The organism is Rhizobium sp. P2_G2, assembly GCF_056403555.1.
The window spans coordinates 1-10,669 of record NZ_JBFUFF010000156.1; the positions used below are offsets into that span (position 1 = coordinate 1).

Below are 10,669 nucleotides of genomic sequence, written 5' to 3' on the forward strand. Positions count from 1 at the left end.
GCGCAAAACTCCTCAACACCGTCCTCACGATCAAATGGGCAGACCAACTCGGAATGCCCAGACTCACCTGACCTCAATCTCTCGAACCGCCCGGTGCGGACCCGCATGCCGGGTGGTGTGGCAGGGGTGCGATCATATACGATCGCCCCCTATGCCGATTTCAGAACAGAGGGATTGGGGCGCCGACGGCGCCCAATGCAGTTTGTGGCAGGACCCTTCGAGACTTTTCCGGCTGCGCTGAAAAAGTGCCTCTGGGTGAGGGCCGTAGTTGGGGCCGCCGCGCGCGCCACAATCTCCCCCTGCTACAACAGTGCTTGTGGCAATACGGGCGTCCCAATCTCCCCTCACCCTGAGGCGTCCCATGACGCGAAGCGGAATGGGGCCTCGAAGGGTCCGTCACAAGCACAACGCAAGAAATTTGGCGCGCTATAGACAAGATGCGGATGAAGGCCGGTCGCGTGAACGGTTTTTCATATCTGCATTCTCGTCACGGAGTTGAGACAACTGCGGCGAACGTAGTTTCGCTCAAAGCTCGGCTCGAGCAGTATTCGTTTCACCGAAAAAAATCAGGCGGCGCCGACATTCCTGTCAGCGCCGCCCGTAATCATTGAATGGACTCTTCGTAAGCCCGCTTAGAACACCTGGCGGAAGATCACGAACAGCGTGAAGGAGAGCGCGATCGAGGTCGGCAGGGTCAACACCCAGGCGAGCAGCATGTTGCGAACCGTCGACCACTGCAGACCGGAGCCGTTGGCGGCCATGGTGCCGGCGACGCCGGAGGATAGCACATGGGTGGTCGAGACCGGCAGGCCGAACTGGTCGGCAGCTTCGATGGTGATCATCGCGACCATTTCGGCAGCGGCGCCCTGGCCGTAGGTCAGGTGGGTCTTGCCGATCTTCTCGCCGACGGTGACGACGATGCGCTTCCAGCCGACCATGGTGCCGAGGCCGAGCGCTAGAGCGACTGCGACCTTGACCCAGAGCGGGATGAACTTCGTCGCGTTGTCGACCGACTTGTGATAGGCCTTCACAGCATCGAGGTCAGCGCCCTGCATCGGCAGAAGCTGCTTCTTGTCGATCAGCTTCAATGCTTCACCGATCAGGTAGATGTCGTTGCGGACGTTGCCGACCAGATCGCCCGGCACCTTTTCCAGCGATGGATACTTGGCGACTTCGGTGCTGGTGTTGTGGATGTATTGCTGCAGTGCGACCGTGGTCTGGTCCTTCCAGGTCTTGGTCTTCACCGCGCCGCTGACTTCCGCTTTGTAGTCGGTGATGGTGACGCCCGGCTTGGCATATTTGCCGAGCACGGTTTCGACCTGTGCCGACGTCGTCTTATAGGCGTCGAGATAGTTGACATCCGGCGTGCGGTTGAGCGCGAAGGCGGTGGGCACGAGGCCAATGAGGATGAGCATGATGAGGCCCATGCCCTTCTGGCCGTCGTTCGAGCCATGGGCGAAGCTGACTCCGGTGCAGGTCAGGACCAGCAGACCACGGATCCAGATCGGCGGCGGCTTGTGGCCTTTCGGCTCTTCATAAAGCGCCTTGTTGCGGACGACGAGCTTGAGCAGCAGCAGCAGGATGGCCGAAAGACCGAAACCGATGATCGGCGAGAGCAGCAGCGACAGGCCGATCGTGGTCGCCTGCGACCAGTCGACACCTGACGTGGCGGTGCCGGTCGGAGCGAGGAACTGGTTGGCGAGGCCGACGCCGATGATCGAACCGACCAGCGTGTGCGAGCTCGATGACGGCAGGCCGAGGAGCCAGGTGCCAAGGTTCCAGATGATCGCCGCGATCAGCAGTGCGAACACCATGGCGAGGCCCGAACCGGAGCTGACCTGCAGGATGAGTTCGACCGGCAGCAGCGACAGGATACCGAAAGCAACGGCGCCGCTGGACGTGATGACGCCAAGGAAGTTGAAGAAGCCCGACCAGATCACGGCGAGTTCCGCCGGCATCGAACGGGTATAGATGACGGTCGCCACGGCGTTCGCAGTGTCGTGGAAGCCGTTGACGAACTCGAAGCCGAGCGCGATCAGGAGCGCAAGGCCAAGGAAGATCCACGGCACGGCGTGTGCGTCGGTCAGGTCGTGTCCGAGCGCGTAGCCGACATAGGCGAGGCCAATCAGCAGAATGACGCCGAACACCGGCAGGAAGATGTTGCCGAGCTGGCTCGGACGGCCGAGCGGGTGCTCGGGATGCGAAACTTCAAGTTCTTTGGACGCTATATCTGTCATATCCCCAACTCCAAATGACGATCCCCGGGATTAACAAATCCCTAAAGCCATTCAGTGAATGTGGTGTGGCAGCTTGAATTGATTGGGGAATTTTTCCGCGCGGTTTAGCCGCCGGCTCGGCCTGACCTGACAGAAGTCAAATAAAATTCCTTAGCCGGCTCAATCGGTTGGCGGCAAAGTGGCATTCGTTTCCAGACGCAGCGCGCTGAAGACCGCCATGACAAAATTATGACGGCTACGCGCCGCGATCATCCGGATGCTTGTGGATCGGGTCGACCCAGTAGACGGTTTCGGGCTTCTCGACCGGGTCGACATCGGTGATGTTGACCACCACGGCCGTATCATCCGAGCGCACCAGCACGCATTCGAGCGGTTGCTCCGGATCGGCATTGATCTCCTGGTGCGGCACATAGGGCGGCACGAAGATGAAGTCGCCCGGTTCGGCTTCGGCGACATATTCGAGCCGATCGCCCCAGCGCATCCGCGCCCTGCCGCGCACGACGAAGATCACGCTCTCCAGCGCGCCGTGGTGGTGCACACCGGTCTTGGCGTCGGGCTGGATGGTCACCGTGCCGGCCCAGAGTTTTTGTGCGCCGACCCGGGCATGCGTGATCGCGGCTTGGCGATGCATGCCGGGCGTCTGCGGCGTGTTGTCATCGAGCCGGTCGCCCTTGATGACGCGCACGCCATTGTGCTTCCAATGGTCGTGATCGTGGTCGTCAGTGTGATCGGACATCATGCGCCTCAGCGACAGAGCGAGTTGCGTTCCACACATCAAGCCGCAATCCGGCCGAACTTGCAAGCGGGCAGGGACAATGGTCTGTGAAGCCGTCGTTGCCGGTCCTGGCTTCAGCGATTTGCGTCTTTGAAATCCAGGGGAAAGGCGTGCTCGGTCAGCGCCAGAATCTCATCGAGGGATTCGAGCACGTGGTCAAAGGCGTCGATGATTTCCTCGATCCGATGCGCGCCTGCTTCCGCGCGATCATCGCTGTCGTCTTGGGTTTTGAGAGCTTGCACCAACGTCCTGCCGCCTTTGATCGCAAAGGGAAAACAGCGTTCCCGGTTCCCCTGGCCTGAGCTTAGCGGCGGCGGGTTAAGAATGTACCAAAACGAAATGGGTGGTGGATAGCGGCTCGGCGACCAGCCTCGACACAGCTTCAAATACTAAGACTTCCTTAACGCTCCACCATGCACGGGATGACCATTGGGTTCCCGCGTGCCGTGGCCGCTTTCATGCTGGCCGCCAAGACAGGGATCATGACGATGGCAAGAGCCGTAACCAGTCTTACGAAAACCGTCACCGACATCAGCAGCGTCACCGGCACCACCGGCGCAGACCTCATCGTGGTGACGCAGTCGGTCGACAATGACTCGCTCGATCTCCTGGGCGGCAGCGACACCTTGAAGCTCAAGGGTATCGGCAACACCATCAAGGTGTCGAATATCGAATCCATCCTCGGTTCGAGCGGCACCGATATCGTCACGTTCCAAACCAAGGTTGCGGGCGCCAAGATCGATCTCGCCGGCGACGACGACAAACTCGTCCTTGGCGACGACGGCAATGTCCTCACGGTCTATAACATCGCAACGATCATTGGCGGTGATGACACCGACAACATCGTCTTCGGGTCCAAGGCCACAGGCTCGACGATCGATCTGGGTGACGGCGCCGACAAGGTAACATTGGGCGCCTTTATCAACACCCTCACCATTTCCGGCGTCGAAACGCTGGTCGGTGCCGCTTCCTCTGACGTCGTCACCGTCCAGGACGAGATCGATGGCGGCAAGATCGACCTCGGAACCGGCAAGGACAGTATCACTTTCGAATCCGCGGCCGAGATCACGCTGGTCAATATCGAAACGATCACGGGCAGCAATTCCGACGACGATATCACGCTTGCCTCGGTTGCCGCCAAGACCACGATCGACCTCGGCGGCGGCGACGACATCCTGACGCTTGGCAGCTTTGCCAACAGCCTGACGGTCGAACATGTGGAGTCGCTGGTCGGCGGAACGAATACCGATATCGTCACCATCGGCGTCCGCGCAGTCGATGTCGAGTTCGACCTCGGCGCCGGCAAGGACAAGCTGGTGCTCAGCGATCAGTCCGACACGGTCTCTGTCTATAATGTCGAAACCATCAAGGGCGGCACCGGCAACGATAGGATCTATCTTCAGACTGCCGGCGCCGGCACGACCATCGACATGGGCGCCGGCACCGATGCGCTCTTCCTTGACGACGGCGGCGGCACCTTGACCGTCAGCAATGTCGAGACGATCGTCGGCACCGACGACGGCAAGGATCTGATCACGCTCGCCACGGCAGCCAATGGTCTCTACATCGACCTGGCCGATGGCGCCGATAAATTGACCCTGGCGAAGTTCGACAATGCGCTGACTCTTTTGGGTGTCGAGACGGTTATCGGCAGCACCAAATCCGACACAATTACTGTCAGCGACCAGATGACAGGCGGCCTGATCGATCTCGGCGACGGCAAGGACAGTCTCCAGCTCGCCAATGCCGACAATTCGCTCACCATCGCGGCGATCGAGACGGTCACCGCTGGTACTGGCGATGACACGATCGTTGTCTCCCGAGCCTTGACCGCCGCGACGATCGACCTCGGCGCCGGCGCCGACAGCCTCACGCTCGCGGCCGCCGCGAACTCGCTGACTGTCAGTGGGGTCGAGACGATCATCGGCGGCAGCGCCAGCGATTATGTCATCCTCGGCGACCAGCCAACCGGCGGCGAGTTCACCGTCAACCTCAATGGTGGTTCCGATGCGCTGGTGCTCGCCAGCACCGGCAACACGGTCACCGTCGCAGGCGTCGAGACCCTGATCGGCCAGGCGGGTAATGACGTCGTCTATTTCACTGGCGCGGCGACGGTGCCTTCGATCAATCTCGGCGATGGCAACGATACGCTCGATATTTCCGACGGCGGCGGTACGCTGACGGTGCTCAACATCGAAACGATCAGTGCGGCCGGTTCCGACGTGGCCAGCGCCATCACCTTCGGCTCGGCGATCAGCGGCGGTCTGGTGACGCTGGGTTATGGCGTCACCGACCGGGTGACGCTCGGAAATTTCGTCAACCTGATCACCATGTCCGGTGTCGAGACGATTACCGGCGGGCGCTCCGCCGATACCGTGTTCATCACCGGCGATATGACATCCGGCACTGTCGACCTCGGCACCGGCGCCGACAGTCTCGATCTCTCGGGCATGAGTTCCGGGGCCTCGATCACCGTCACCAATGTCGAGACTCTCACCGGCACGGCCTTTTCGGATACGATCACGCTGCTCGGCACGCTCACCGGCATGAATATCGATCTCGGCGCCGGCAGCGACAACCTGATTGTCAACGCCACGGCGACGATCACGATTTCGCATGTCGAAACCGTCACCGGCGACCTCAACAACCAGAGCATCACGCTGATCGATTCCTTCCAGGGCGAGATCGATCTCGGCGATGGCAGCGACATCCTGACCCTCGATGAGTCGACGACCACCGCCTACAACACGGTGACCGTGACGGGCGTCGAGACGGTGACCGGCTCCACCGACAGCGACGTCATCTATCTCGGCGCGGCCGTCTCCGGCATGCGGCTCGACCTGGGTGACGGCACCGATATGGTTGCGCTCGACATTACCGGCGGCACGGTGACGCTGTCATCGGTCGAGACGGTCACCGCCGGCGGCGCCAACGACATGGTGACCTTCACGCAGTCCGTTACCGGCTCGACGATATCACTGGGCGACGGCGTCGATACGGTCATCTTCGGCAACTACCTCAATACCGCCACCATAGCCGGCGTCGAATCCGTGCTCGGCGGCAATTCGTCCGACACGATTACGCTGTCGGGCGTGCTCACCGGAACGACCATCGACCTCGGCAACGGCGGCGACACCGTCATTTTCGGCAGCCAGCCGACCACCATCACCCTGATCAATGTCGAGACCGTCACGGGTTCGGGTGGCGATGACGTGGTCTACATCACCTCGGCACCGACGGCAGGCTCCTATGACATGGGCGCCGGCAACGATACGCTGATGCTGGCCGATGTCGGCGCCACGCTGACCGTTTCCAACGCCGAGTCGATCCAGGGCGGCGCCGGCGTCGAGCGGATCACGCTCGGTTCGACAAACGGCGGCCAGTTCGATTTCGGCGGCGGCAGCGACTCGCTGACCCTCTATTCCGGCGGCGATACGGCGACGATTTCCAATATCGAATCGGTGCTGGGCGGCGCCGGCGACGACATGGTCGTCCTGGCCACGCCATTCACCGGCGGCACCATCGATCTCGGTGCCGGCAACGACACGCTGGTGGTCAACACGACCGGTGCGACGCTGACGCTGATGAACACGGAATCGGTGTCCGGCGGCTCCGGTTCCGATGTCATTACCTTCAGCCAGCAATTCACCGGCGGGCAGATCGATCTCAATGCCGGCACCGACACCGTCGTCTTCGGCAACTTCCTCAACACGGCGACGATTGCGCATGTGGAATCGGTGCTCGGTGGCAATTTCGCCGACGTGGTGACGCTGACGAGCGACGTTACCGGCATGATCATCGACCTCGGCACCGGCAGCGACACTGTCAATTTCGGCGCCACCGACACAACGGTGACGCTGATCAATGTCGAAAATGTCGTCGGCTCGACCGGCAATGACAGGGTCAGCATCAATTCTGCCCTGACCGCGGGCGCCTATGACCTTGCCGGCGGCACCGACACGCTGATCGTCAGCGATCTCGGCAGCACGATCACCGTATCGAATGTCGAATCCATCCAGGGCGGCGCGGGCGCCGATCGGATCACGCTCGGTTCGTCGAACGGCGGCCAGTATGACCTTGGCGCCGGCAGCGATTCACTGACCCTCTATTTCGGCGGCAACACCGTCACCATCGCCAATATCGAATCCGTGCTCGGCGGCGCGGGCGACGACAATGTCGTGTTGAGCACCTCCTATACCGGCGGCACGATCGACCTCGGCGCCGGCAATGACCAGTTGACGATCAACGCCACCGGCGCAACGCTGACATTGATGGGGACGGAATCGGTCAGCGGCGGCTCCGGCAACGACGTCATCACCTTCACCCAGCAATTCACCACCGGCGAGATTGATCTTGGCGCCGGCAACGACCAGGTGAATTTCTCCAACTTCAACAATACCGCGACGATCGACAATGCCGAGACGATCTCCGGCGGATCGCTGTCGGACACGATCATTCTCGAAGGCGGATGGACCGGCGGCGTCATCGGCCTGGGCACCGGCAACGACTACCTGGATTTCTCCAATGGCGGCGGCACGTTGACCATCGGCGACACCGAAACGATCATCGGCTCGGCCAGCGCCGACAAGGTGACGCTCTATGTCGCCGGCGCCATCAACCTGCTTGACCTCGGTGCCGGCAGCGACGTCGTCAACTGGTCCGCGGTCGGCATAACCGCCACCTTCGCCAATATCGAATCGGTCTCCGGCGGCACGCAGTCCGACGTGATCACCTATTCGACGCAGGTGACCAATGGCATGATCTTCCTCGGTGACGGCAGCGACAAGCTCACGCTCATGAGCGCGCTTGGCAATACGCTGACCATCGGCGGCATCGAGACGCTGGTCGGCGGCACCGGCGCGGATACCGTCGTCGTCGGCACCACGTCCTATGCCGGCTTCATCAACCTCGGCACCGGTTATGATGTGCTCGATCTCGCGACCGCCGGCAACACGGTGACGCTGTCCGGCGTCGAAAGCATTGTCGGCTACGGCGGTGACGACCGTGTCATCTTCTCCGGTGCGGCACAGGGTGTCTGGATGGATCTCGACGCCGGCAACAACACGGTGACGCTGGACAATTTCCTCAATACGCTGACGCTGAGCCACGTCAACTCGGTCGCCGGCGGCAATTTTGCCGATACGATCACCATCCTCACCGACACGACCGGCGCAGCCTTCAGTCTCGGTTCGGGCGCCGACTCGATCACCTTCAGCGGCGGCGTCACGGCCACGATGACGTCGGTGGAGACGATCACCAGCGGCGCAGCCGACGATTCGCTGCAACTGTCGGCCGGCTATTCCGACGGCAATATCAATCTTGGCGGCGGCACCGACTATGTCACCTTCCTCGGCACCGGCACGGCGACGATCGCCAATGTCGAGCAGATCATGGGCAGCACCGGTATCAACTACATCGCCATCAGCGGCAGCGTCGGCGCCACCGTCGACCTCAAGGATGGTGACGACACGGTGATCAGCGGCCTCGGCGCGGATACGCTGACCGGCGGCGTCGGTGCGGACTCCTTCGTCTTCACCAGCTCCAGCCAGTCGACTAGCGCCGCTTTCGACACGATCACGGATTTCGCCTTCGGCGGAACCGACAAACTGGTCTTCCAGGGACTGCTCAGCGGCACGTTCAGCTATCTCGGTTCGTCGTCGACATTCTCCGGCGCCGGCAATTCCCAGGCCTATATGGATACGGCCAGCCACAAGCTTTATGTCGACGTGGACGGCAACGGCACGGCCGACATGGTGATCCTGATGAAGGGCGTGGCTGCGGCCGACCTCTCCAGCGTCGACTTCAGCTGGAGTTGACGAGCAACCGGCGTCATTGACGCAGCAAGCAACGCTATCTTGAAAAAGAAAGGGCAGGCCCATAAAAAGGCTTGCCCTTCTTATTATGCGACCTACATGACCTCACGGCTGTATCGGGGCGCTTCGTTCTCCGAGCTTCCTTCCCTTCGGCCCGTCCGTGGCCCGCGTCCGGTGCAGCACTTCGAACCCAACCTCAGGGATATCCGACATGCGTTACAAGACACTGGGTAACACGGGCCTTGCCGTTTCCGAGATCTGCCTCGGCACGATGACTTTCGGCGGCAAGGGTTTTTGGACCAACATCGGCGCGCTCGACCAGTCGGTCGCCGATGGCATCGTCGCCCGCGCGCTGGACGCCGGCRTCAATTTCATCGACACGGCCGACGTCTATTCCGAAGGCGTGTCGGAGGAGATCACCGGCCAGGCGATGAAGAATTCCGGCCGCCTGCGCTCCGATATCGTCCTGGCGACCAAGGTCTTCGGCACCACCGGCCAGGCCCGCAACGACAGCGGCGCCTCGCGCGGCCACATCATGGCCGGCGTCAAGGCCAGCCTCAAGCGGCTCGGCACCGACTATATCGACCTCTACCAGATCCATGGCACCGACCCGATCACCCCGGTCGAGGAGACGGTACGGGCGATGGAGGACCTGGTGAGCCAGGGCCATGTCCGCTATTGGGGCATTTCCAACTGGGCCGCCTGGCGCATCGCCAAGGCGATCGGCATCGCAGACAAGCATGGCTGGAACCGTCCGGTGACGCTGCAGGCTTACTACACCATCGCCGGCCGCGACCTCGAACGCGAAATCGTACCGCTGCTCAACGAAGAGAAGCTCGGCCTGATGGTCTGGAGCCCGCTCGCCGGCGGCTTCCTTTCGGGTAAATACCAGCGCGATGGCGGCGGCCCGAACGACGCCCGCCGCGCCGCCTTCGACTTTCCGCCGCTCAACAAGGACCGCGCCTTCGACTGCATCGACGTGATGCGCGAGATCGCCGACGCACGCGGTGTCTCGATCGCTCGCATTGCGCTGGCCTATGTGCTCAACAAACAGTTTGTCATGTCGGTGATCATCGGCGCCAAGAACACCGAGCAGCTCGACGACAACCTCGCCGCTGTCGACATCATCCTGACGCCGGAGGAAATGACCAAGCTTGACGACGTCAGCAAGCTGCCGAGCGAATATCCCGGCTGGATGTTCGAGCGCCAGGGCGAAGCGCAGCTCGCCCGCCTGAAGGCCAGCAATGGCTGAGGCGATTGAGGTTCAACTCAAGCCGGCCGTGGGGGAACCGTCGGCCGCATTGCTGTTCACGGTCGCGACCGCCGTCGGCTCGCTGGTTGCCAATCTCTATTATGCCCAGCCGCTGATCTCGCAGATCGGTCCGGACCTGAAGGTCAGCCCGGCATTTGCGGGTTCGATCGTTTCGGTCACGCAAATCGGCTATGGGCTGGGCCTGTTCTTCCTGGTCTCGCTTTCCGATCTCGTCGAAAGCCGCAAGCTGGTGCTGACGACACTGACGATCACCGTCTTCAGCTTGATCGGCATGGCGGCGTCGACATCCATCGCCCCCTTCTTTCTTGCAGCATTCCTGATCGGCCTCTGTTCAACCGGCGCGCAGGTGCTGATACCTCTGGTGGCCCACCTCGTGCCGATTGAACGGCGGGGCAGGGCGGTCGGCAATGTCATGTCCGGCCTCCTGACGGGAATCATGCTGGCGCGGCCGATATCGCTGTTCATCGCCGCAAGCTTTGGATGGCGTGCCGTCTTCTATGCGTCGGCCGTGGTGATGGTGGCGATTGGCGTGGCACTCTACCGGATGCTGCCGGAGCACAGACCGAAATCC

General features: G+C 61.8%; 6 protein-coding genes. 4 read left to right on the forward strand and 2 right to left on the reverse strand.

The annotated features are described in order from the left end of the window. Positions 1–632: 632 nt before the first annotated feature. Together AC1D06_RS39840 and AC1D06_RS39845 are read right to left on the reverse strand one after the other, a co-directional pair. Positions 633–2,237 carry an inorganic phosphate transporter gene (locus AC1D06_RS39840; protein ID WP_477991024.1) on the reverse strand — a complete coding sequence of 535 codons (1,605 nt, stop codon included), beginning with the start codon at positions 2,235–2,237 and terminating at the stop codon, positions 633–635. A gap of 235 nt (positions 2,238–2,472) precedes the next feature. Continuing rightward, a complete protein-coding gene (locus AC1D06_RS39845; RefSeq protein ID WP_477991025.1) occupies positions 2,473–2,973 on the reverse strand; it encodes a cupin domain-containing protein in 501 nt (166 codons plus the stop codon). Between the two features lie 86 nt (positions 2,974–3,059). Between AC1D06_RS39845 and AC1D06_RS39850 the strand changes: the two genes are divergently transcribed. From AC1D06_RS39850 to AC1D06_RS39865, 4 genes are all read left to right on the forward strand, one after another. Beyond that, positions 3,060–3,314, forward strand: a complete 255-nt coding sequence (locus AC1D06_RS39850) for a hypothetical protein (protein WP_477991026.1) — start codon at positions 3,060–3,062, stop codon at positions 3,312–3,314. A 186-nt stretch (positions 3,315–3,500) separates the two neighbouring features. Then, positions 3,501–8,828, forward strand: a complete 5,328-nt coding sequence (locus tag AC1D06_RS39855) for a beta strand repeat-containing protein (protein ID WP_477991027.1) — start codon at positions 3,501–3,503, stop codon at positions 8,826–8,828. Between the two features lie 208 nt (positions 8,829–9,036). After that, a complete protein-coding gene (locus AC1D06_RS39860) occupies positions 9,037–10,077 on the forward strand; it encodes an aldo/keto reductase (RefSeq protein WP_477991028.1) in 1,041 nt (346 codons plus the stop codon). After that, the coding region (locus tag AC1D06_RS39865) for an MFS transporter (RefSeq protein ID WP_477991029.1) at positions 10,070–10,669 on the forward strand (600 nt) is incomplete at its 3' end. The genes AC1D06_RS39860 and AC1D06_RS39865, both read left to right, overlap by 8 nt.

What these genes read in the sequence shown, in the direction of transcription:
- AC1D06_RS39840 (WP_477991024.1), bottom strand. Translation starts at nt 2,237, where the DNA reads ATGACAGATATAGCGTCCAAAGAACTTGAAGTTTCGCATCCCGAGCAC.
- AC1D06_RS39845 (WP_477991025.1), bottom strand. Translation starts at nt 2,973, where the DNA reads ATGTCCGATCACACTGACGACCACGATCACGACCATTGGAAGCACAAT.
- AC1D06_RS39855 (WP_477991027.1), top strand. Translation starts at nt 3,501, where the DNA reads ATGGCAAGAGCCGTAACCAGTCTTACGAAAACCGTCACCGACATCAGC.